Annotated in this window: 27 protein-coding genes and 1 tRNA gene; 8 read left to right on the top strand and 20 right to left on the bottom strand. The window is 57.6% G+C overall.

What is annotated here, in order from left to right; translation table 11 throughout:
* Positions 1-263: 263 nt before the first annotated feature.
* On the bottom strand, positions 264-464 hold the full coding sequence (locus B723_RS16225; protein WP_017337679.1) for a hypothetical protein: 201 nt from the start codon (positions 462-464) through the stop codon (positions 264-266).
* A 592-nt stretch (positions 465-1,056) separates the two neighbouring features.
* Between B723_RS16225 and B723_RS16215 the strand changes: the two genes are divergently transcribed.
* The 3 genes from B723_RS16215 to B723_RS16205 are packed head-to-tail and all read left to right on the top strand — an operon-like array spanning position 1,057 to position 2,767.
* Positions 1,057-1,446, top strand: coding sequence for a hypothetical protein (locus B723_RS16215; RefSeq protein WP_017337677.1), 390 nt, complete (start codon positions 1,057-1,059; stop codon positions 1,444-1,446).
* Positions 1,443-1,655: a hypothetical protein gene (locus tag B723_RS16210; RefSeq protein ID WP_017337676.1), complete on the top strand. Its 213-nt coding sequence runs from the start codon at positions 1,443-1,445 to the stop codon at positions 1,653-1,655. The genes B723_RS16215 and B723_RS16210 overlap by 4 nt, the downstream gene beginning before the upstream one ends.
* Positions 1,655-2,767 (top strand): tyrosine-type recombinase/integrase, encoded by a 1,113-nt coding sequence (locus B723_RS16205; RefSeq protein ID WP_017337675.1) that lies wholly within the window; start codon positions 1,655-1,657, stop codon positions 2,765-2,767. Before B723_RS16210 ends, B723_RS16205 begins: the two co-directional genes overlap by 1 nt.
* An 89-nt stretch (positions 2,768-2,856) precedes the next feature.
* Here the strand turns inward: B723_RS16205 and B723_RS16200 are convergent.
* The 9 genes from B723_RS16200 to thrS form a co-directional block, all read right to left on the bottom strand.
* A tRNA-Pro gene (locus tag B723_RS16200) sits at positions 2,857-2,933 on the bottom strand.
* A gap of 89 nt (positions 2,934-3,022) precedes the next feature.
* Positions 3,023-3,379 carry a MerR family transcriptional regulator gene (locus tag B723_RS16195; RefSeq protein WP_003179985.1) on the bottom strand — a complete coding sequence of 119 codons (357 nt, stop codon included), beginning with the start codon at positions 3,377-3,379 and terminating at the stop codon, positions 3,023-3,025.
* Positions 3,360-3,662 carry an integration host factor subunit alpha gene (gene ihfA / locus B723_RS16190; protein WP_002553164.1) on the bottom strand — a complete coding sequence of 101 codons (303 nt, stop codon included), beginning with the start codon at positions 3,660-3,662 and terminating at the stop codon, positions 3,360-3,362. The genes B723_RS16195 and ihfA overlap by 20 nt, the downstream gene beginning before the upstream one ends.
* Before the next feature lie 3 nt (positions 3,663-3,665).
* A complete protein-coding gene (pheT, locus tag B723_RS16185) occupies positions 3,666-6,047 on the bottom strand; it encodes a phenylalanine--tRNA ligase subunit beta (protein ID WP_017337674.1) in 2,382 nt (793 codons plus the stop codon).
* Positions 6,048-6,073: 26 nt separating this feature from the next.
* On the bottom strand, positions 6,074-7,090 hold the full coding sequence (pheS, locus tag B723_RS16180) for a phenylalanine--tRNA ligase subunit alpha (RefSeq protein WP_017337673.1): 1,017 nt from the start codon (positions 7,088-7,090) through the stop codon (positions 6,074-6,076).
* 109 nt (positions 7,091-7,199) lie between these two features.
* A complete protein-coding gene (gene rplT / locus B723_RS16175) occupies positions 7,200-7,556 on the bottom strand; it encodes a 50S ribosomal protein L20 (RefSeq protein ID WP_007905879.1) in 357 nt (118 codons plus the stop codon).
* Between the two features lie 28 nt (positions 7,557-7,584).
* Complete coding sequence (gene rpmI, locus B723_RS16170) at positions 7,585-7,779, bottom strand: 50S ribosomal protein L35 (protein ID WP_002553160.1); 195 nt, start codon at positions 7,777-7,779, stop codon at positions 7,585-7,587.
* A gap of 60 nt (positions 7,780-7,839) precedes the next feature.
* Positions 7,840-8,391, bottom strand: coding sequence for a translation initiation factor IF-3 (gene infC / locus B723_RS16165; RefSeq protein WP_172435341.1), 552 nt, complete (start codon positions 8,389-8,391; stop codon positions 7,840-7,842).
* On the bottom strand, positions 8,391-10,313 hold the full coding sequence (thrS, locus tag B723_RS16160) for a threonine--tRNA ligase (RefSeq protein ID WP_008023971.1): 1,923 nt from the start codon (positions 10,311-10,313) through the stop codon (positions 8,391-8,393). The genes infC and thrS overlap by 1 nt, the downstream gene beginning before the upstream one ends.
* A 372-nt stretch (positions 10,314-10,685) precedes the next feature.
* On the opposite strand from thrS, the gene B723_RS16155 reads away from it, so the two are divergent.
* Together B723_RS16155 and B723_RS16150 are read left to right on the top strand one after the other, a co-directional pair.
* Entirely contained in the window at positions 10,686-10,988 is a 303-nt protein-coding gene (locus B723_RS16155) for a hypothetical protein (RefSeq protein WP_017337672.1), read from the top strand.
* Between the two features lie 292 nt (positions 10,989-11,280).
* On the top strand, positions 11,281-11,493 hold the full coding sequence (locus tag B723_RS16150; protein WP_003179963.1) for a cold-shock protein: 213 nt from the start codon (positions 11,281-11,283) through the stop codon (positions 11,491-11,493).
* Positions 11,494-11,565: 72 nt separating this feature from the next.
* On the opposite strand, the gene B723_RS16145 is transcribed toward B723_RS16150, so the two are convergent.
* Positions 11,566-11,886, bottom strand: coding sequence for an I78 family peptidase inhibitor (locus tag B723_RS16145; RefSeq protein WP_017337671.1), 321 nt, complete (start codon positions 11,884-11,886; stop codon positions 11,566-11,568).
* A gap of 165 nt (positions 11,887-12,051) precedes the next feature.
* Positions 12,052-12,357, bottom strand: coding sequence for a hypothetical protein (locus B723_RS16140; RefSeq protein WP_017337670.1), 306 nt, complete (start codon positions 12,355-12,357; stop codon positions 12,052-12,054).
* A gap of 131 nt (positions 12,358-12,488) precedes the next feature.
* Between B723_RS16140 and B723_RS16135 the strand changes: the two genes are divergently transcribed.
* Positions 12,489-12,701 carry a hypothetical protein gene (locus B723_RS16135; protein WP_017337669.1) on the top strand — a complete coding sequence of 71 codons (213 nt, stop codon included), beginning with the start codon at positions 12,489-12,491 and terminating at the stop codon, positions 12,699-12,701.
* A 32-nt stretch (positions 12,702-12,733) separates the two neighbouring features.
* On the opposite strand, the gene B723_RS16130 is transcribed toward B723_RS16135, so the two are convergent.
* From B723_RS16130 to B723_RS16095, 8 genes are all read right to left on the bottom strand, one after another.
* Entirely contained in the window at positions 12,734-13,762 is a 1,029-nt protein-coding gene (locus B723_RS16130) for a nucleoside hydrolase (RefSeq protein ID WP_017337668.1), read from the bottom strand.
* Between the two features lie 43 nt (positions 13,763-13,805).
* Positions 13,806-14,210: a D-ribose pyranase gene (gene rbsD / locus B723_RS16125; protein ID WP_017337667.1), complete on the bottom strand. Its 405-nt coding sequence runs from the start codon at positions 14,208-14,210 to the stop codon at positions 13,806-13,808.
* The gene (rbsK, locus tag B723_RS16120; RefSeq protein ID WP_017337666.1) at positions 14,207-15,124 is read right to left on the bottom strand and encodes a ribokinase; all 918 of its coding nucleotides are present in this window, start codon (positions 15,122-15,124) and stop codon (positions 14,207-14,209) included. The genes rbsD and rbsK overlap by 4 nt, the downstream gene beginning before the upstream one ends.
* Before the next feature lie 58 nt (positions 15,125-15,182).
* Complete coding sequence (locus tag B723_RS16115; protein WP_017337665.1) at positions 15,183-16,202, bottom strand: LacI family DNA-binding transcriptional regulator; 1,020 nt, start codon at positions 16,200-16,202, stop codon at positions 15,183-15,185.
* Between the two features lie 3 nt (positions 16,203-16,205).
* Positions 16,206-17,183: an ABC transporter permease gene (locus tag B723_RS16110; protein WP_008028232.1), complete on the bottom strand. Its 978-nt coding sequence runs from the start codon at positions 17,181-17,183 to the stop codon at positions 16,206-16,208.
* On the bottom strand, positions 17,180-18,733 hold the full coding sequence (locus tag B723_RS16105) for a sugar ABC transporter ATP-binding protein (RefSeq protein ID WP_017337664.1): 1,554 nt from the start codon (positions 18,731-18,733) through the stop codon (positions 17,180-17,182). Before B723_RS16105 ends, B723_RS16110 begins: the two co-directional genes overlap by 4 nt.
* A gap of 55 nt (positions 18,734-18,788) precedes the next feature.
* The gene (locus B723_RS16100) at positions 18,789-19,745 is read right to left on the bottom strand and encodes a sugar ABC transporter substrate-binding protein (protein ID WP_017337663.1); all 957 of its coding nucleotides are present in this window, start codon (positions 19,743-19,745) and stop codon (positions 18,789-18,791) included.
* A gap of 184 nt (positions 19,746-19,929) precedes the next feature.
* Entirely contained in the window at positions 19,930-20,379 is a 450-nt protein-coding gene (locus B723_RS16095) for a hypothetical protein (RefSeq protein WP_017337662.1), read from the bottom strand.
* A 351-nt stretch (positions 20,380-20,730) separates the two neighbouring features.
* Between B723_RS16095 and B723_RS16090 the strand changes: the two genes are divergently transcribed.
* The gene (locus B723_RS16090; RefSeq protein WP_017337661.1) at positions 20,731-21,819 is read left to right on the top strand and encodes an asparaginase; all 1,089 of its coding nucleotides are present in this window, start codon (positions 20,731-20,733) and stop codon (positions 21,817-21,819) included.
* 176 nt (positions 21,820-21,995) lie between these two features.
* The gene (locus B723_RS16085) at positions 21,996-22,265 is read left to right on the top strand and encodes a DUF1654 domain-containing protein (RefSeq protein ID WP_193393007.1); all 270 of its coding nucleotides are present in this window, start codon (positions 21,996-21,998) and stop codon (positions 22,263-22,265) included.
* The last annotated feature ends 3 nt before the right edge of the window (positions 22,266-22,268 follow it).

The following is a 22,268-nucleotide window of genomic DNA, read 5'->3' as shown; positions in this document are numbered from 1 at the left end:
TCCTAGTTATCGCACCGGCTGATCTCGTCGGCGTAAGCAGTCAGCCTGCCATTGCGATTCTCAGCGCTACCGCTGCCTCAAGAAGCCTGTGCGCTTGGATTGATACGGCCGAAGCCAAGTCATCATTACCATCGTCTCGAAGCGTTGCAGCCAGATCGAGAAGCTTTCCCACCTCGATCTCAACGACTCGAACGGATTCGGTTATCTGGTATTGAAGAGAGTGCGCCATGCCATCAACCCTCGTTCCAGATCCATAACGGTCTTCAATGAAGAACCCTGCGACTTTCGCCAATCCTGATCCGATCAAGCGCCCGGTTTAACGCATCTAAGGCATCAAGGAGAGCTTTCGCCTCGGTCTCTCGACCATCTCCCCAAAGGCGTTCAGCCATTTTGTTCAGGGCTTGGATGGAGCGCTCAATATCAGCAGCAGTCGCTGCTTTGCTTTCCTGACGTTTCTTTGGCATTGATCAACCCTTCTTCAGGGCATTGCTTCATCAGCTTCAGCGCGAATACATCGCCCACCGGAACACATGCCGCTATTGAACCTTGGTGAAGCTGTTGCCGCCGTCCGAACCCAGAACAAGGCGTCCCCCTCTCATCCGTACAGGTTGCTAACGCCGCGAAATTTATCACCATTGAATCGCCACTACGAGCAGTACCGCGTTGCACCTGCCGCTCTGTCACCGCATAGTCAAATATCATTTAGCAATTTGTATTGACTGCTAATTTAGCGTTTGCTATTTTCGCATCACTTCTCCTTTGCCTCATGGCAAACCTAAAGCCTTCACCAAATGGTGCGAATGCCAACAACGCGGCGGGCCTTTGCTCGTCCTGGAGAAACTGAGTGGTTGGCAACCCTTAACACGAGAGGATACGCAGTGAGTACTAAAGCACAGACCCCAGCAAGCGAATTCGCGGAGTTTGGCCAGCGCCTTATAGACCTGGGCATGGCGATGAAGCGCGACCAGACCACAGTGAGGGATCTACAAGAGCTAGCAAGGGCCTGCGGCATCAAGCTGCTAAACCTTCGCTCAGGGCCTGGCGCAGAGGTGCGTAATGGCTAAAACAATCCTGCAGGTGCATCAGGACGGGGTCCACTTCTACCTGAACACGGAGAGCTCGTCGCCCAACACCGGGCACAGGAACCGCTACCGGCTGTTCAAGACTGAAAACTACGGCCGCGACAAGTCGGGCTGGATTCAGGTTGGCTCAATTGCGGGACAAGACCTGATAGCCACAATGGGGGAGAAGGCGCTGTTCGAGGCTTGCGAGAAGCTCTTTGCCAGCAAGAAAGCCCGACGTTACGAGCACCATGGAGCCATACGCGGCAAGCCAGGAAGGTGGGAGGGAGAGGCATTCCCTACTCGTCAAAGCCAACCTTCCATAGCGAAACACGACACCGGCGAAATGAATCAGCATCAGAGATCAACCCGAGGCATCCAATGAAGCGAGAACTGATAAAGATCAGCGAGTTTCAGCGCCGGCGCTGGGGCGAAAACGGAACCCCTCCCTGCCCCCAAGCGATCCGCAATCACATCCGCAATGGTATGGTGCCCGGCGAGCAGATCGGAAAACTCTGGTACGTTGACTGGACGGCATTCAACCGATCGTACGGAAACGACTTGGTGGCGATGGTATTGAAAGGAGCTGCGTGATGGTCCCTCGGCCGCGGAATAAGGCGAATAAGAACCTCCCGCAGAATCTGTACTTCGATGCGCGACGCTCGACATATCGCTACCGGCGTCCAACCGACGGCAAGTGGTTCCCGTTCGGCGCTGATCGCATTAAGGCAATCGACGCGGCCAAGCAATTGAATCTGGAGTTCATGCGCGGTGCCGACTTGGTCGGATCCGTGATGTCCGTATCATCGGAGTCGTTCGCGGGCTTCCTCGACACTTATGAAAAAGACGTCCTGCCACCGCGCGAGCTAGCCAAAGGCACGCTTAGTTTGTACGCGGTGCACTTCCGTCGTTTCCGTAAACAATTCGAGGGCAAGGCTGTCGACCAGATTACGATCCGCATGGTCGCCGAAATGCTGGATGCACTTACGCCGCGCACGGCGAACCAGTGCCGTGCGCTGCTGACAGACATATTCAACCACGCCGCTTCCAAAGGACTGTGCCCAGACAACCCGGCGGCGAGCACGATCAATCGCATCGAGAAGAAACTGCGCAAGCGTCACACCGTCGAGGGGCTGAAGGCCATCAGGGAGAAGTCGCCAGCCTGGCTGCAGAACGCGATCGACCTGGCGCTGATCACCGCGCAGCGCCGAACAGACATCCTCGACATGAGGTTCGACGGCGTCCGAGAGGGGTACTTGTACGTGGTGCAGAAGAAAACGGCCAAAGTCAGTGACGCCGCATGGATTCGATTTCAGGTGACGCCGGAACTCCAGGCAGTCATCAGTCGGTGCCGTGACGATGTTGTCTCGCCGTACCTGGTGCACCGGAAACCCGATCGACTGAAACAGAAGCAGGCGCAGACCAAGGACCACTGGACGAAGGTTGAGGAGCGGTATTTGACGCGAGCATTCAAGGAGGCGCGGGAGGCGGCGGAATGTTACAAGGGCTGGAAGGAAGAGGAGATGCCGGGCTTCCACGAAGTACGAGCGCTGTCGCTGCACTTGTACAAGAAAGCCGGAAAGGATGGGCAGAAAATTGCGGGGCATGCGAGCGAGGGCATGACCAAAAACTACCAGCGGGACCACGAGGAAATTGTCTGGTCCGAGGCGATTCCAGACCTAAATATCAGCGAAATCACCGGGTAGTTTTGCGCCAGTTTTGCGCGGGTTTTGCGCGGACACAAAAAAGCCGATCTATCTGATCGGCTTAAGTGTCTGATATTAATCAGTAAATATGGTCGGGACGGAGTGATTCGAACACTCGACCCCTAGCACCCCATGCTAGTGCGCTACCGGACTGCGCTACGCCCCGACTAGGCGTGAAACCCGTTCTTCATCTCGAAGAACGGTCAAGAATATATCGCAAGCTTTTGAAAACTGGAAGTATTCAAACGCATGAATTTATTTCTTGAGCACCACCAGCACATCTTCCAGTTCGGCAATCATCTGCCGAATCATCTGCTTGTATTGAGTGGTGTCGTCTTTGGCTTCATCGCCGGACAAACGCAAGCGTGCGCCGCCGATGGTGAACCCTTGATCGTAAAGAAGCGCGCGGATCTGCCGGATCATCAGCACGTCCTGTCGCTGATAATACCGGCGGTTTCCGCGTCGTTTGACGGGGTTGAGTTGAGGAAACTCCTGCTCCCAATAGCGCAGCACATGCGGTTTTACCGCACACAGCTCGCTGACTTCACCAATGGTGAAGTAGCGTTTGCCTGGGATGACGGGTAGCTCGTCGTTATGACTTGGTTCCAGCATAAGCCTCAACTCGGGCCTTCAACTTCTGCCCTGGACGAAAGGTGACCACACGGCGAGCCGTGATCGGGATTTCTTCACCCGTTTTCGGATTGCGGCCGGGCCGCTGGCGTTTGTCCCGAAGGTCGAAATTGCCGAAACCGGACAATTTGACTTGTTCGTTGTCTTCAAGAGCGTGCCTGATTTCTTCAAAAAACAGTTCGACCAATTCCTTGGCCTCCCGTTTGTTCAGGCCCAGCTCTTCATACAGACGTTCCGCCATTTCAGCTTTCGTCAGAGCCCCCATACGTCACTTCCTTAACGTGGCGTTCAACCTTTGTTCGAGCGAGGTGAGGATGTTTTGCGTCGCGGTATTCACCTCATCGTCATTAAGAGTGCGCGATGGATGCTGCCAGGTCAAGCCGACTGCAAGGCTTTTTCTATCAGGATCAATGCCTTTACCCTGATATACGTCAAATAGCCTGAGGTCCGTCAGCCATTCCCCTGCATTTTCACGGATTACGTCCAGTACAGCGCTAGCCGCGACGCCTTTTTCGGCAATCAACGCGAGATCACGACGCACTTCAGGAAAGCGCGATAACTCCTGGAATTTAGGCATTTTGCCCAACGCCACTTCAGCCAGAACCAGCTCGAAAACGAAGACCGGACGATCGAGACCGAGGGCTTTCGACAATTCAGGGTGAATCGCACCCACGAAACCTACCAGCCGACCTTCGCGTTCGATGCGCGCGGTTTGACCCGGGTGCAGCGCTGGGTGCTTGCCCGGCACAAACGTGAACGAGTCCAGCGCACCGGCGAAGCCCAGCACCGCTTCCACGTCAGCCTTGACGTCAAAGAAATCCACGACATCGCGACCTTGCGCCCAGCCTTCCGGCAGACGGCTGCCGCACACCACGCCAGCCAGCATCGGCTCTTGCTTCAAACCTTCCAGCTGACCGACGAAACGCAGGCCGCTTTCGAACAGACGGACGCGATCCTGTTGACGATTCAGGTTGTGCTGAAGCGCCTTGACCAGACCTGGCCACAGGGACGAGCGCATGGCCGCCATGTCGTTGGAAATCGGGTTGGCCAGCAGCAGCGGCTCGACACCCGGATTAAACAACTCGAATTGTTTCGGATCGATGAAGCTGTAGGTGATCGCTTCCTGATAACCACGGGCTACCAGCAGACGACGCAACTCAGGCAGGTCGCTTCGCGCTTCAGCCTTGGCTTGCGGCGCCAGACGGGCTTGCGGGTAACGAACCGGTAGACGGTTGTAGCCGTACAGACGGGCCAGCTCTTCGATCAGGTCAACTTCGAGGCTGATATCGAAGCGATGGCTTGGCACTTCAACGCGCCACTGCCCTGCCCCGTCCGCCGAAACGGTGAGGCCCAAGCCGTTGAGCAAACGCTCGACTTCGGCCGGTTCCATTTCCATACCCAGCATCTGGGTGATGCGCTGGGCACGCAGGGTGACCGGTGCGATCTTCGGCAGATGCTGTTCGCTGACGGTTTCGATGATCGGACCGGCTTCGCCCCCGGTGATTTCCAGCAGCAGGCCAGTGGCGCGCTCCATGGCTTCACGGGCCAGTTGCCAGTCCACGCCACGCTCGTAGCGGTGCGAAGCGTCGGTGTGCAGGCCATAGGAACGGGCCTTGCCAGCGACAGCGATCTGATCGAAGAACGCGCTTTCGAGGAAGATGTCGCGAGTGGTCGCGGTGTTGACGCCGCTGTGCTCGCCACCCATGACGCCGGCGATAGCCAATGCACGGGTGTGGTCGGCGATCACCAGCGTATCGCTACGCAGGCTGACTTCCTGACCGTCGAGCAATACCAGCTTCTCGCCTTCTTCGGCCATGCGCACACGGATGCCGCCATTGATTTCGGCGAGGTCGAACGCGTGCAGCGGTTGCCCCAGCTCCAGCATCACGTAATTGGTGATGTCGACGGCAGCGTCGATGCTGCGCACATCGCCACGACGCAGACGCTCGACCATCCACAGCGGCGTAGGCCTGGACAGATCAACATTACGGATCACACGCCCCAGGTAACGCGAGCAAGCGGCTGGCGCGAGCACTTCAACCGAACGCACTTCGTCGTGCACGGCTGGAACGGTGGCGATGACCGGGCGGGTGACTTCAGCGGCGTACAGCGCGCCAACTTCACGGGCCAGACCCGCCAGGGACAGGCAATCGCCGCGGTTCGGGGTCAGGTCGACCTCGATGCTGGCGTCGTCCAGGCTCAGGTATTCACGAATGTCCTGGCCCACCGGCGCATCGGCCGGCAATTCCATCAGGCCATCATTGCCTTCGCCGATTTGCAGCTCGGCTTGCGAGCACAGCATGCCGTTGGACTCAACGCCACGCAGCTTGGCTTTCTTGATTTTGAAGTCGCCCGGCAGTTCGGCACCGATCATGGCGAACGGGATCTTCAGGCCCGGGCGCACGTTTGGCGCACCGCACACAACCTGGAAAGTCTCCGAGCCATTGCTGACCTGGCAAACACGCAACTTGTCAGCGTCCGGGTGCTGCTCGGTGCTCAACACCTCGCCCACCACTACGCCAACGAATTCACCGGCGGCCGGCGTAACGCTATCGACCTCAAGACCGGCCATCGACAGACGAGCAACCAGCTCGTCGCGACTTACCTGCGGGCTTACCCAGCCACGCAGCCATTGTTCACTGAATTTCATCCTGCTCTCCTAAGAATTCGTTACGACTAGCGAAATTGCGCGAGGAACCGCAAGTCGTTGTCGAAGAACAGACGCAAGTCGTTCACGCCGTAACGCAGCATGGCCAGACGTTCAACGCCCATGCCGAAGGCAAAGCCCGAAAACTCTTCCGGGTCGATCCCGGACATGCGCAGCACGTTCGGGTGAACCATGCCGCAGCCCATGACTTCCAGCCAGCCAGTCTGCTTGCAGACACGGCAGCCTTTGCCGCTGCACATCACGCATTCCATGTCGACTTCAGCGGATGGCTCGGTGAACGGGAAGTACGAAGGACGGAAGCGCACGGCCAGTTCTTTTTCGAAGAACACACGCAGGAACTCTTCGATGGTGCCTTTCAGGTCAGCGAAGTTGATATCGCGATCGACCAGCAGGCCTTCGACCTGGTGAAACATCGGCGAGTGAGTGATATCGGAGTCGCTGCGATACACACGGCCTGGACAGACGATGCGGATCGGCGGCCGTTTCGATTCCATGGTGCGGACCTGTACCGGCGAGGTATGGGTGCGCAGCAACATGTTGGCATTGAAATAGAAGGTGTCATGCATCGACCGGGCCGGGTGATGGCCTGGGATGTTGAGCGCTTCGAAGTTGTGGTAATCGTCTTCGACCTCAGGGCCTTCGGCGATGCCGTAGCCAATATGGGTGAAGAACTGTTCGATACGTTCCAGAGTACGAGTAACCGGATGCAGACCACCCGAGGTCTGGCCACGGCCAGGCAGGGTCACGTCAATGGACTCGGCAGACAGTTTGGCGGCCAGGTCGGCCTCCTCAAACAGTGCCTTGCGGGCATTGAGAACCTCTGTGACACGCTCCTTGGCAACGTTGATCAGCGCGCCGACTTGCGGACGCTCTTCTGCCGGCAAATTCCCCAGGGTCTTCATCACCTGAGTCAATTCACCCTTTTTGCCAAGGTAGTGAACCCGGATTTGCTCCAGGGCATTGATATCTTCAGCGCTTTGCACAGCCTCTAGTGCTTGAGAGACGAGCGCATCCAGGTTTTCCATGTACAGACTCCAGATACAAAATAGGGGAAGAGCTTGAAGGCTCTTCCCCTATTTATGACGCTTAACACCTGGCCCCACAGAGGTGAGGCCGGGTGACTGTCGGGGGTACTTAAGCCAAGGTGGCTTTAGCTTTCTCGACAATCGCAGCAAACGCCGCTTTTTCGTTCACTGCCAGATCAGCCAGAACCTTACGGTCGATCTCGATGGACGCTTTTTTCAGGCCGGCGATGAAACGGCTGTAGGACAGACCGTTGATACGTGCACCAGCATTGATACGAGCGATCCACAGAGCGCGGAACTGACGTTTTTTCTGACGACGGTCACGGTAGGCGTATTGGCCTGCCTTGATTACCGCTTGCTTGGCAACACGGAATACGCGCGAGCGAGCGCCGTAGTAGCCTTTAGCAAGTTTCAGAATTTTTTTGTGACGTTTACGGGCAATGACGCCACGCTTTACACGAGCCATGAGTTACTTCCTCTATTCTTGACTAAAATTAACGAAGGCGCAGCATGCGCTCGACTTTTGCCACGTCAGACGGATGCAGCAAGCTGCTACCGCGCAGTTGACGCTTACGCTTGGTCGACATTTTAGTCAGGATGTGGCTCTTGAAAGCGTGCTTGTGCTTGATACCGTTAGCAGTTTTCAGAAACCGCTTAGCAGCACCACTTTTCGTTTTCATTTTTGGCATGTTCGGATACTCCGCATTCAGTTGATAAACATAATCAGAAGGCCTGCCGTGCCCTGATGATTACTTCTTCTTTTTCGGGGCGATGACCATGATCAGCTGGCGTCCTTCCATCTTAGGATGCTGTTCGACCGAACCGTACTCGAGCAAGTCACCTTCAACTCGCTTGAGGAGTTCCATCCCCAGCTCCTGGTGGGCCATCTCACGGCCGCGGAATCGCAAGGATACCTTGGCCCTGTCCCCATCACTCAGGAAACGTACCAGGTTGCGCAGTTTTACCTGGTAATCCCCTTCCTCCGTCCCTGGACGAAACTTGATTTCTTTAACCTGAATCTGCTTCTGGTTTTTCTTGGCCGCGGCAATCTGCTTCTTCTTCTCGAAGATCGATTTGCCGTAGTCCATCAGTTTGCAAACAGGGGGTACTGCATCGGCGGAAATTTCCACCAAATCCAGTTTGGCCTCTTCAGCCTTAAGAAGCGCGTCTTCAATTGACACAATCCCAAGCTGTTCACCTTCAGCCCCAATTAACCGAACCTCGCGTGCCGAGATATTCTCGTTGATCGGGGCTTTCGGTGCAGCTCGTTTATCTTGTCTCATTTCACGCTTAATAATAATTACTCCGAATCTGGGCGACCACGCCGGGAAACCGCTTGCGCGAGAAACTCAGCGAACTGGGCGACGGGCATCGAGCCCAGGTCAGCACCTTCACGAGTACGCACAGCGACAGTCTGCATCTCGACCTCCCGATCTCCGATAACCAAGAGATAGGGAACCTTGAGCAAAGTATGCTCGCGGATTTTAAAGCCGATCTTTTCATTTCTCAAGTCAGACTTGGCACGAAATCCGCTTTCGTTGAGAGTTTTTTCAACCTCGGCGGCAAAATCGGCCTGTTTGTCAGTGATGTTCATGATCACTGCCTGGGTCGGAGCCAGCCACGCAGGGAATGCACCCTCGTAGTGCTCGATCAGGATGCCGACGAAACGTTCGAAGGATCCGAGGATCGCCCGGTGCAACATCACCGGGTGCTTGCGACTGTTGTCTTCGGAGACGTATTCGGCTCCCAGACGGACAGGCAGGTTAAAATCGAGCTGCAGGGTACCACACTGCCAGACACGACCGAGGCAATCTTTCAGCGAGAACTCGATCTTCGGACCGTAGAACGCACCTTCGCCCGGCTGCAAATCGTACGGCAAGCCAGCGCTGTCAAGGGCTGCAGCCAGTGCAGCTTCGGCGCGATCCCACAGCTCGTCGGAACCGACACGTTTTTCCGGACGAGTGGACAGCTTCATCTCGACATCTTTGAAGCCGAAGTCGGCGTAGACATCCATGGTCAGCTTGATGAACGCGGCGGATTCGGCCTGCATCTGCTCTTCGGTGCAGAAGATGTGCGCGTCATCCTGAGTGAACGCCCGCACACGCATGATGCCGTGCAGCGCACCCGATGGCTCGTTACGGTGGCAGGCACCGAATTCGGCCAGGCGCATCGGCAACTCGCGGTAGCTTTTCAGGCCCTGATTGAACACTTGCACGTGGCAAGGGCAGTTCATCGGCTTGATGGCGTAGTCGCGGTTTTCCGACTGGGTGGTGAACATGTTGTCGGCGTAGTTGGCCCAGTGCCCGGATTTCTCCCACAGGCTGCGGTCAACGACTTGCGGAGTCTTGATCTCCAGGTAGCCGTTGTCGCGCTGAACCTTGCGCATGTACTGCTCGAGCACCTGGTACAACGTCCAGCCGTTCGGGTGCCAGAACACCATGCCCGGCGACTCTTCCTGGGTGTGGAACAGGCCCAGGCGCTTGCCGATCTTGCGGTGATCGCGTTTTTCAGCTTCTTCGATGCGCTGGATGTAAGCCGCCAGCTGCTTCTTGTCAGCCCACGCGGTGCCGTAGACGCGCTGCAATTGCTCGTTCTTGGCATCGCCGCGCCAGTAGGCGCCGGACAACTTGGTCAGTTTGAAGGATTTCAGGAAACGCGTGTTCGGCACGTGCGGACCGCGGCACATGTCGACGTATTCTTCGTGATAGTACAGGCCCATGGCCTGTTCGTTCGGCATGTCCTCGACCAGGCGCAGCTTGTAGTCTTCGCCGCGGGCCTTGAACACTTCGATCACTTCGGCGCGCGGAGTGACTTTCTTGATCACGTCGTAATCTTTTTCGATCAGTTGCTGCATGCGCTGTTCGATGGCGGCCAGGTCGTCCGGAGTGAAGGGACGTTCGAAGGCGATGTCGTAATAGAAGCCTTCGTCGATGACCGGGCCAATGACCATTTTGGCCGTCGGGTACAGCTGCTTGACCGCGTGACCAACCAGGTGGGCGCAAGAGTGGCGAATGATCTCCAGCCCCTCTTCATCCTTTGGCGTAATGATTTGCAGCGTCGCGTCGGCGCTAATGATGTCACTGGCGTCGACCAGCTTGCCATCGACCTTGCCGGCCACGGTGGCCTTGGCCAGACCTGCACCAATGGATGCGGCGACCTCGGCTACGGAAACCGGGTGATCGAATGAACGTTGACTGCCGTCGGGAAGAGTAATAGTTGGCATGGCGCCTCCTCTCCTAGTGGTGACCCCTACCAAAGGTCACGTGGGTTGGGATGAGCCAGTACAAGATCCGGTCCAGGCCATTCAATGACGAACGCCTGCCTTACAGCGGCAGGAGCCTTGCGGCCAACCGGAAAACCGAACCAGAGTGACTGGGATTCAAATCAGGGTTATTCGAACATCTGCCGCCACCGGGACTGAAGGTCATCCGGAGCCTGCAAACGCCCGAGCGAGGCATGCTAGCACAGATGAACGGTCGTCGCGGTGCCGGCTTTTCTGCAAGGGCAAATCAGCTGTTTTTATGCCAGAGTGCTGAACTGAACCCGGTTTTACCCCTCAGATAACAAGACATTGACCCACAAGGAGCATCCCAGCATGCGTCTGAATCGTTTGTTCGCAGTAGTCGCCCCTATCGTCCTGCTGCTGCCACTGGCCGCCCATGCCGATTGGCCGAAGGGCGAGCGCGAGAAATACATGGCTCAATGCACCCAGGCAGCGACTCCGCAGATCGGTGCAGCCGCGGCAAAATCCCACTGCGCTTGTGGCGCCGATGCGATCAAGTCGTACCCGGCCAGTGACATTCAGGCATTGATGGACAACAAGGCCAGCGACGCACTGAAACAAAAAGCGCTGACCAAAATCGCGGCGTGCAAAGCCGATCCCAACGCAAAAAAATAAGCCTCAGAGGAGTCTTAGAAGGCCTCAACAGCCGATGAAAAGCCCCTGAAAAGCTGTTTTTCGTACAATTTATGCAGGTTTTACAGCTTTTTTTATCGTCTTTACTTTCGGCTGAAAGCCTTTTAAATCGGGGCTTTCAGCCACATCAAGCAACAAAGCAAGCGTGACTGTAGGGCAAACAGCACGTCCGGGGGGCTCCCAAAGCGAACATTTCGACTATGATACCCCGGTGTGCCCAGTTGGCCTGAGCAGCACAGTACTACTGAAAATATATGTTTCTTGGAGATACACCATGTCTAATCGCCAAACCGGCACCGTTAAATGGTTCAACGATGAAAAAGGCTTCGGCTTCATCACTCCTCAAGGTGGCGGTGACGACCTGTTCGTACACTTCAAAGCTATCGAAAGCGACGGTTTCAAAAGCCTGAAAGAAGGCCAGACCGTTTCCTTCGTGGCTGAGAAAGGCCAAAAGGGTATGCAAGCTGCTCAAGTTCGCCCAGAGTAATTTCCAGGCGCACTAAAAAAACCCCGTCCATGTGACGGGGTTTTTTATGGGTGAAGCAAAAGCCTGACGCTGTCAGCCGCAGTTGATGCGCGTGATCACCAGCTTGTCATCGGTGTTCAGGTTCAGGCGATCGGAACGGTACTCCAGAGTCACCATATCGTTAGGCTTGAGGATACGGGCATTCTGTGCACCGGCGCGGATGCGCGCCTGCTCGAGCAGTTCGGGCGAAGCCTTTTTGCCAATGGTGAATTCGGCAGCCCTTGCTTCGCAACGGCTGTGACCGGTATCAGTCGTCGTGACAGGGTCTGTTGCCGATTCGGTGGACGTACTACTGCAACCGGCCAGCAGGCTAGCGGCCAACAAAGTACCCAATGACGCGAGCTTCCAAGGCATGAAGCCTCCTTTTTTCAATAGTTAAGCTGAGATCGTGCGACCGCCAATCTGGCATTTGGTTTCACAGGCAGCGCTTTCACCCTGCCCTCGACCCGGACAATCGGCGAGTTTGCCTGAGCATTCCCGGTCGTTCACCCCGCAATCGTGACTTTATATGACCTGCGCTCAATAAATGTCGATGTAATCGAACGGTGGCGTTGGCCAGTTGCCTTTCAACGCATTGAAAATCTGCATGACCCAGACTTCGTCACTGGCCGCGACCAATCCCACATACCCAGAGCCTTTGGCCCACGTCTCCAGACGAAACAGGAGACCGTCGATGTCGGTGCCGCCCACGACGCCCGATGAAATGTAAGCGATGCCGCCCTTGGTCACCCGCAATTGGGCGTGCTCATCATCACTGGCAGAGGCTAGCAGCTGGCGCACGGCCTCAAGCGTCAAGCCGTCAGGAGAGTTCAAATCGATCTGCACAGCACGGTCCTTGATAAATCTTCAAAGGCCAAGTGTCGCATAGCCCTCCCCTCATGCCTAAGTCGGAGTGCCAAACGTCCGGCAAAATGGTTAACTCACACTCAGACTTTCCCGAATTCACGAGCCCCATCATGACCACCGTAAGCATCGACGCCGACATCAAAGCCAAATGGCCGCAAGGTCATAGTTCATACAGCCCGGGCAGCCCGGAAGAGTTGGCAATCATTGGTATCGATCTATTGGTCAAGGAGCTGGGAACTGAAGCGGCGCAATCCTTCATCGCGCAGGTGTTCGAGAAGTACCCGACCGACTACAAAGGCGCCGAATACAACGAAAGGGAGTGAAACCCGCAGGCGGGCACCTGCGGGTGTGAAACTTACTTCAGACGCGCCAGACGCTGGGTCAGCAGGTCGAAGAAACCCTGAGCGTCGCCACTCTCAACCCAGAAAGCGTTCTTCGGCGCTTTCAGGCCGTCATACCAGTCGACGATGGTTTGACCGAATGTCGGGCCCTCATCGCTATCAACCACCACATTGACCGAACGACCAGTGAACAACTCGGGCTTGAGCAGGTAGGCAATGACCGTAGCGTCATGTACCGGGCCTCCCGGAAGACCGTAGTGCTCCATGTCGCCTTTGACGTATTCATTGAGAATATCGCCCACCAGCTTGCTGGCGTTGTTGTTCAGCGCGGCGATCTGCTTCAGGCGCGCCTCGCTGGTGAGGATCTTGTGGGTTACGTCCAGGGGCAGATACGTCAGCTTGACGCCACTTTTCAGCACCACTTCCGCCGCTTGCGGGTCAGCGAACAGGTTGAATTCCGCCACCGGGGTGATGTTGCCGCCATTGAAGTGCGCACCACCCATGATCACCACTTCCTTGATGCCCTGAACGATTTCAGGTTCCTGGATCAGCGCCAGGGCCAGGTTGGTCTGTGGACCGAGCATGGCGATGGTGATGCTGTGGGGCTTGGCGGTTTTCAAGGTGTCGATCAGGTAATTGACCGCATTGCCCTTGGCCAGGCCTTTCTTCGGCTCATGCACGGTCACACCCGACAGGCCTTCCTTGCCATGAATGTTCTCGGCATAGATGGGCGTGCGCATCAGCGGCTTCGGCGCACCGGCATACACCGGAACGTCTTCGCGCCCTGCCCACTCGCGGGCCAGCCGCGCATTACGCGAGGTCTTGTCCAGGCGAACGTTACCGGCGACGGTGGTCAGCGCGCGGATGTTCAACTCTTCCGGTGATGCCAGGGCAAACAGCAAGGCCACCACGTCATCGGCACCCGGGTCGGTGTCGATGATCAAGTCGATCTTTTCCGCCGCCTGGGCGCTTGTTGCGGTTATCAAGGACAAAAGCAGCAAACTCCGGAGCAGGTGGCGCAGTTTCTGAGCATAGCGGTGCATGGCGCACTCCTTGTGCGTGGGAAAACAGAGAGACAATGGCGAATCAGAACGTGACCCCGGCCACCAGCACGATGTTGCAGTACGGCTGACATTCGCCTGTACGAACAATCGCCCGCGCCTGTCGGCTCAAGACCTTGAATTGGTCATGACTGAGCAACTCACGCTGACCCAGCGCACCTTCGGCATTCAGTTCGTCCAGTGTGGACAGCGCCGACGGTTGCTTGTCCAGGATCTCCTGGGCCAACACGTGGCTTTCGACCTGCATTTCGCTGAGCACGACTTTCAACGTGCTGATGAAATCAGGAATGCCGTGGGTCAGGGCCAGATCGATCAGCTCGACGCCCGGCGGCACCGGCAGACCGGCATCGCCAATCACGACCTTGTCGCCGTGGCCCAGGGAAGCGATCAGTCGCGACAACGCGACGTTGAGCAATGGTGTTTTCTTCATGGTGTTTTAAAGCCCTGTACATCGGACAAATCGGGAATCGAGGGCTGCGCGCCGGCACGGGTCACCGACAGCGCGGCGGCCACCTGGCCGAAACGAATCGCGTCGCCCTCGTTTTTGCCGGCCGCCAACGCGGCGGCGAAACCACCGACAAAGGTGTCGCCTGCCGCCGTGGTATCCACAGCTTTTACCTTTGGCGCCGGAAAGTGTTCGAAGCTTTTGCCATTGGCAAACAGCGAGCCTTGGGCCCCCAGGGTAATGATGACCTTGCCCGCCCCCATGGCAATCAACCGGGTCGCAGCGGTTTCGGCGGTTGCCAGGGAGTCCACCGGCAAACCGCTCAGTGCCGAGGCTTCGCTCTCATTGGGAATCAGGTAATCGATGGCGGCATACCAGTCTGCCGGCAGTGGACGACTGGCTGGCGCCGGGTTGAGAATCACGGTTTTTCCTAGCTCACGACCGCGCTTGAGCGCATGTCCGACCGTGGCATCCGGCACTTCCAGCTGACAAATGATCACATCTGCCGCCTGCAATACCGCGTCAAAGCGATCGATCACTTCTGGCGTCAGCGCGCCATTGGCACCGGCGACGATAACGATCGCGTTCTGGCTGTTGTCATCCACCACGATCAACGCCACGCCGCTGGCACCGTCGACGGTGCTGACCGCCTGGCAATCGATACGGTCGGCCAACAACGCCCCGCGCAGTTCCTCGCCGTAGGCATCGCTGCCCACGCAACCGACCATCGACACCTGCGCCCCCAGTCGCGCTGCCGCAACCGCCTGATTGGCACCCTTGCCGCCGGAGACTGTGGCAAACGACTCGCCGATCAGCGTTTCACCGCCGCGGGGCAACCGCGACGCGCGGGTCACCAAGTCCATGTTCAGACTGCCTATCACCACTACTTTTGCTGGCATACATCACTACTCATAAATGCTGTTTCAACGGCGCTTTTGATTTAACGGCTTTCCATATTCAACGGAAGTGGTCAAACACACCGGCCAGCGGCGCGGTCGATTCCCGCAGGACGATACTGGGCGTCACAATCCGTTGATCGGTGGCCATGTCCGGTGTGGCGATCCTGCGCAAAAGCACGCCGGCCGCCATCTCGCCGAGCTGCAGGATCGACTGGCCCACGGTGGTCAACGCCGGATAGACATAACGGCTCATCTGGATATCGTCGAAACCGATTACCGACAGCTCGCTCGGCACACGAATATTGCGCTCGGCGGCGGCTCGCAACACGCCGATGCCGATCATGTCGTTGCCGGCAAAAATCGCGCTGGGCGGGTTCTTCTCCAAAAGGATGGCGGCGGCGCTGTAACCGCCGGTGCTGGTGAAATCGCTTTCCAGCATGCGTTCGTCAGGCACTTCGACGCCCGCCTCTTTCAAGGCGCGGCAAAAACCTGCAAGACGCATCTGCGCCACGCTGGTACTGGCAGGCCCGCCAATGGTGGCGATGTCCCGATGCCCCAGTTCCAGAAGGTGTCGGGTCGCCAGATAAGCGCCGTACTCATGATCGATGCGCACCAGATCGGCATTCACCCCTTCCAGCCCGCGGTCGACGATGACCATCGGCGTGCGCACGCCTGCCAGACCTTCTGCCAGCCCCGCGTCGCCACCGGCCGATGCCACGATCAGCCCGTCGATGCGCTTTTCCAGTAGCACGCGCAGGTAGCTGCGCTGCTTTTCCGGGTTGTCGTCGGAGTTGCAGAGGATCACGCAATAGCCATTACGCTCGCAGTAATCCTCGATGCCGCGAGCCAGTTCGGCAAAGTACGGGTTGAGACTGTTGGGCACCAGCAGACCGATGGTCGCCGTGGTCTTGGCCTTCAATGAGCGGGCCACGGCGCTGGGCACGTAGTCGAGAGTTTTGATCGCGGCCTCGACCTTGATCCGCACCTCCTCACTGACCGGCCGGGTCTTGTTCACCACGTGGGACACCGTGGTGTAGGAAATCCCCGCGAGCGCTGCCACATCCTTGATTGTTGCCATGACTCAGGTCCGCCGGCTTGCGCGCTGACTGCGATAGGTATCAAGCACCACCGCCACCACGATGACCGCGCCGGTGATGATGCGTTTGGTCGGTTCGGTTGCGCCGATCTGCGCCAGGCCGGCCGCCAGTACGGAAATGATCAGGACCCCGAAAAAGGTGCTGATGACCGAACCGCGGCCGCCCATCAGGCTGGTTCCGCCGATCACCACGGCGGCAATCACTTGCAGCTCCAGGCCCGACCCGGCATTCGGGTCCGCCGCTTCCAGGCGCGAAATCTGGAACAGCGCGGCGATACCCGCCAGCAGTCCCATCAGGCTGAACACCAGGATCTTGTAGGGCTTTGGATTGATCCCTGCCAGACGTACCGCTTCTTCATTGGTGCCGATGCCGATCAGGTAACGACCGAACACCGTGCGGGTCAACACCGCCTGCGCAATGAAGATGATCAGCAAGGCAATGATGAACGATGGCGAGATACCGAAGGCGATCGGGTTGGACAGCCAGGCAAAGGCATCACCGATGTAGGCCGTGCGCGAACCGGTCATCTGATACGCCACGCCGCGCGCCATTTCCAGCACGCCGAGGGACACGATGAACGACGGAATACGCCAGGCTACGGTGATCGAACCGGTGATGGTCCCGGCCAACGCAGCCGCCGCCATGCCGAGTAGCGCCGCCGGCAGTACGCTCCAGCCCCAGCCGAGAATCGCCACGCTGACCGTCGACGCTGCAAGCGCCAGCACCGAGCCCACCGACAGGTCGATGCCGCCGATGATCAACACGAATGTCATGCCGACCGCGAGCACCATCAAGTCCGGAATCTGGTTGGCGAGTGTGCTGAAGGTGTCGTAAGACAGGAAATGGCTGCTCAGGACAGAGAACAGCGCGACCATCGCCAGCAAGGCACCGGCCAGGCCCAGATAGGTGCCGAGGCCGTAAAAATTGCCACTACGTTTACCGGCGGACGTTGCAGTTTTCATTGAGGGTCCCTAGGCGCTGCTTCATTGAGCAACGCATCATGTTTTTGGTAACCGGCGAAAGCGGCGGCAAGCAAGTCATCCTGGGTCCAGCTATCGCGTTCGAACGTCTCGATCAGGCGCCCCGCCGACAGCACGCCGATGCGGTCGCAGATCAGCATCAGTTCGCGCAGGTCGCTGGACACCACCACCAGCGCCTTGCCCTGACGGGTCAGTTCGCCGAGCAGTGCATAGATGTCGAATTTGGCGCCGACGTCGATGCCGCGAGTCGGCTCGTCGAACAGCAACACCGAACAATCGCGTTCCAGCCAACGGCCGATCACGACTTTCTGCTGGTTGCCGCCGGACAGCTCCGAGACCAATTGCGTCGGGCTGGAACTGCGGATGCGCATGGCGTCGATCTGACGCTGGGCCAGGGACATCTCGTCACCGGTATTGACGAAACCACCACTGGAAATCTCTGGCATGTTGCCCAGGGCAATATTCGCGCTGATCGATTGCGTCAGCAGCAAGCCCTCGCCCTTGCGGTCTTCAGTGATCAGGGCAATGCCATGATCAACTGCATCAACCGGTGAACGAATACTCACGACCCGTGCGGGCGATCCCAGTGCGACCGTGCCGCTGTCCGCCGGGTCAGCGCCGAAGATCAGGCGCAGCAACTCGGTACGCCCTGCCCCGATCAAACCGGAAATCCCGAAAATCTCGCCAGCGCGCACTTCGAACGACACGTCGCGCACCTTGTCCGAGCGAGTCAGCCCCTTGACCGTCAACGCCGGAGCGCCAATCTTGCGTGGGCCCATGTCGATGTGTTCACCGAGCTCACGGCCGACCATCAGGGTTACCAGTTGCTCGCTGTTGTAATTGGCCATCGGTTCGACGCAGACCAGATTGCCGTCGCGCAACACCGCAATGCGCTGTGCGACACGGGCCAGCTCTTCGAGGCGGTGCGAGATATAGATGATCGACACGCCGCGCGCCTGCAGACGAGTGATCTGCTCGAACAGCATCTCGACTTCACGGGCCGTCAGCATTGCGGTCGGTTCATCGAGGATCAGCACATGACAATCGCCGATCAGGTTCCGGGCGATTTCGACCATTTGCTGGTGACCGATGCCCAGTTCGCCGACCAGGGTGTCCGGGTCGATCGCGTCGAGCCCAACCTGGGCCATAGCCTCGATCGCGGCCTTGCGCAGTTGCTTGCGACTGATCCAGCCCGCATTGCTGGGCAGGTTGTCGAGAAACAGGTTTTCCGCCACCGACAGGGTCGGCAGCAGATTGAGTTCTTGCATGACCATGCGAATGCCCAGGTCTTCAGCCTGGGTGCGGCTGCCGGGGCGGTAATCCTGACCCTGGAATTGCATCTGGCCGGTGGTCGGCGTGACCAGCCCGCCGATGATCTTCGACAGCGTGCTTTTGCCGGCGCCGTTCTCGCCGGTCAGCGCCAGCACCTCACCACGCATCAACGTCAGGTCGATGCCGGCAAGGACTGGCTGCGCATAGGTCTTACCGATACCGCTGACCGAGAGGACAGCGTTCGGAGCGGAAACTGACATAAGAATCTCCATGTGCTCGCCCGGACGGGCGAGCACCGTTGTATCGCCGGAAGGACTACTTGGTAACCAGCTCTACCGGCGTTTCGATCACACCGTTAGTGCCGCTGTCGACCTTCTCGCCCTTGATGATTTTCAGCGCCGTCTCGATACCGAACACGGCTTGGCGGGCGGCAAACTGGTCAGCGGTAGCCAGGACACGGCCATCCTTGAGCATCGGCTTGATGGCATTGATGTTGTCGTAACCAACCACTTGCACCTTGCCGGCCTTGCCCGCGGCACGGACTGCAGACACGGCGCCTACGGCCATGCTGTCGTTGCCGGCCAGCAGAGCCTTGATGTTCGGGTATTCGCTGAGCATGGACGAGGCAACCTGGTTGCCCTTGTTGATTTCCCAGTCGCCGGATTGCAGGGATACGACCTTGATCTGCGCCGCTTCCATCGCATCCTTGAAGCCGGCAGTACGGGCCTGGGCATTGGTGGTGGTGGACACGCCTTCGATGATGCCGACTTCGTCACCGGCCTTCAGCTGCTTGGCCAGGTATTCGCCCACCAACCGCGCGCCTTTGCGGTTGTCCGGACCTACAAACGGGACGGTGATGTTCTTGCTTTTGACGACGGCTGGATCCAGCTGGTTATCGATGTTGATCACGGTGATGCCGGCATCCACCGCTTTCTTGATCACTGGCACCATGGCTTTGGAATCAGCCGGCGCGATGACCAGCGCATTGACCTTGGAGACGATCATCTGCTCGACGATGCGGATCTGGTTGGCCGTGTCCGTTTCGTCCTTGATGCCGTTGGAGATCAGTTCGAAATCGCCGGAGTGGTCTTTCTGGTAGGCCTTGGCGCCGTCTTCCATGGTCAGGAAGAATTCGTTGGCCAGGGATTTCATGACCAGCGCGACTTTGGGTTTTTCAGGGGATTCGGCCAAAGCCGAGGAGACAGGCAACGCGGCGGATGCGGCAGCCAGCATAGCGACAGCGAGAAGACGTCCAGCGAATGGCAGCTTCATGGGTTCACTCCGATCTTATGATTATTCTGAGCAACGCTTGCGCTGGCATAAGCTTCACTGCATTCGCCGAGGAACAAGCCATCGGCGGAGCCGCGCAAACGTTTGCGTAGACCGAACTATGCGAACCCTGTGGTCATTTGTCAACGACCGAAAAAACGTTTTGTACTTCGGCGGGTGTCTCTTTTTATGCCGTGGTGCTGACAATACCACCCGCGCTGGAACCCTTGGCCAGTTCCTTGACCAGATTGCCGGTTACTTCCAATAGCGCGCCGTTGGTGTCGGCGACCTGTCCCTGAATCGACATGACCACTGCAGCCTTGGCTTCCGGTGTCGGGTAAGTCGCAGCCTGGGCTGCCGCCAATTGCTGCTGTTGCTCGCGCAGTTGCTGCTGCAGCTCCTGCATGCGTTTGAGCAACATCTTTACTGCGATGCTTTGGTCGCTGCCGCTTTCTGCTTTGGCTTCGGCCGGGGTGCCGCCACCGGTGCGAACCTTGGTTTTGTCAGCCGATTCCTCGTTACCCAACGCCGGCGCCGACGCTTCGGAAGTCGATTCGCTCAAAGCGTTGATCGTCGCCGTGGACTTGCCACCAATGGTGATCGCGCCTGCATTGGGAAAGCCAACCGAAAATGACATGTGAACTCCTGGAGAAAAAGATCCTTTGAAGGGCATCGACCTGTGCACGGGTTTCTTTAGCACTGATTGGCAACTGGCATGACAAGTTGTTTAAAAGTGACCGTAGCCCTTTTCGGAGAGCCGAACGTAAATGCCAAACATATTCGGAAACCCGGACAACAAGCTGTTTAAGGCCCCCCTGACAAAAACCACATAATTGATACAAATCATTAGGTTAAAGGCATTTTTTCAATTCTGGATGTGACTGGTACAGATCCTGCTCCCTCTCCCCCACCCCAGGCGCTCAGATCAACCTGGGGCGCATCTAGATGAACCTGCATCAGCACCGTCTCACAACTAGAGAGAAAAATAATGACATCTGCTTTCAAGACTTTCGTTCCGGGCGCTTTGGCCCTCCTGCTGCTCCTTCCGACCGCCCTTCAAGCGAAAGAAGTCGAAACCAAACAGAAACTGGCGAACGTGGTGATCCTCGCCACCGGCGGCACCATTGCCGGCGCAGGCGCCAGCGCCGCCAACAGCGCGACGTATCAAGCGGCGAAAGTCGGCATCGAACAATTGATCGCCGGCGTTCCGGAACTGAGCCAGCTGGCTAACGTTCGCGGTGAACAGGTCATGCAGATTGCGTCAGAAAGCATCACCAACGACAACCTGCTGCAACTGGGCCGCCGTGTGGCCGAACTGGCCGACAGCAAAGACGTCGATGGCATCGTCATCACCCACGGCACCGACACCCTGGAAGAGACCGCCTACTTCCTGAACCTGGTCGAAAAAACCGACAAGCCGATCATCGTCGTGGGCTCCATGCGCCCGGGCACCGCGATGTCCGCCGACGGCATGCTGAACCTGTACAACGCCGTCGCTGTAGCCAGCAGTAAAGACGCTCGTGGCAAAGGCGTGCTGGTGACCATGAACGATGAAATCCAGTCAGGTCGTGACGTCAGCAAGATGATCAACATCAAGACCGAGGCGTTTAAAAGTGCCTGGGGTCCACTCGGCATGGTGGTCGAAGGCAAATCCTACTGGTTCCGCCTGCCAGCCAAGCGCCACACCATGGATTCGGAATTCGACATCAAGAACATCAAGAGTCTGCCTGACGTCGAAATCGCCTATTCCTACGGCAACGTGAGTGACACTGCCTACAAAGCGCTGGCTCAGTCCGGCGCCAAAGCCATCATCCACGCCGGCACCGGTAATGGATCGGTGTCTTCGCGGGTCGTTCCAACCTTGCAGGCCCTGCGCAAGGACGGCGTGCAGATCATTCGGTCCTCCCACGTCAACGCTGGCGGTTTCGTACTGCGTAACGCTGAACAACCTGACGACAAGTACGACTGGGTCGTTGCGCATGACTTGAATCCACAGAAAGCACGCATCCTGGCCATGGTCGCACTGACCAAGACCAATGACAGCAAAGAGCTGCAGCGGATGTTCTGGGAATACTGATTCACCCTCGCCCGACCGGTCCCGGTCGGGCACCTGTTGCCACTCGCCATCCCCGGCGAGTGGTTTCTTATCCGATAAAAAAATTCGCCTCTTCCTACACCAAACGGAAAAAACCGCTGTCAGAGGATTTTCTTGAATTTTAAGCAGTTGCGAAATTGCCTACAGTTAAATACTGTATGCACGTACAGCTTAATAAGGATAATTCCGTGGCCACCACCTCTGCCTCTCCTGACGCCTATGAACGCATGGGCATGCGCGTCCAGAAAATCATCAATTCCCCCACCGCTCAAAAAGCCAAAGCTGCGCTGATCTTTCGTCTTCCGGACGAGCCCGTGGATGAGTGGGAACAGTTGCTCGAAGAAATCGACGAGAACGACAACGTCACCCTCGCCTATCGCGACGATGGCGGTGTGCAGATTTTCTGGGTTGTGCCGAAGGAAGATTGAGTC

Source organism: Pseudomonas fluorescens NCIMB 11764, assembly GCF_000293885.2.
Taxonomy (GTDB): domain Bacteria; phylum Pseudomonadota; class Gammaproteobacteria; order Pseudomonadales; family Pseudomonadaceae; genus Aquipseudomonas; species Aquipseudomonas fluorescens_B.
The sequence above is the reverse complement of the archived record's forward strand: the minus strand, read 5'-3'. Positions and strand labels throughout refer to the sequence as shown.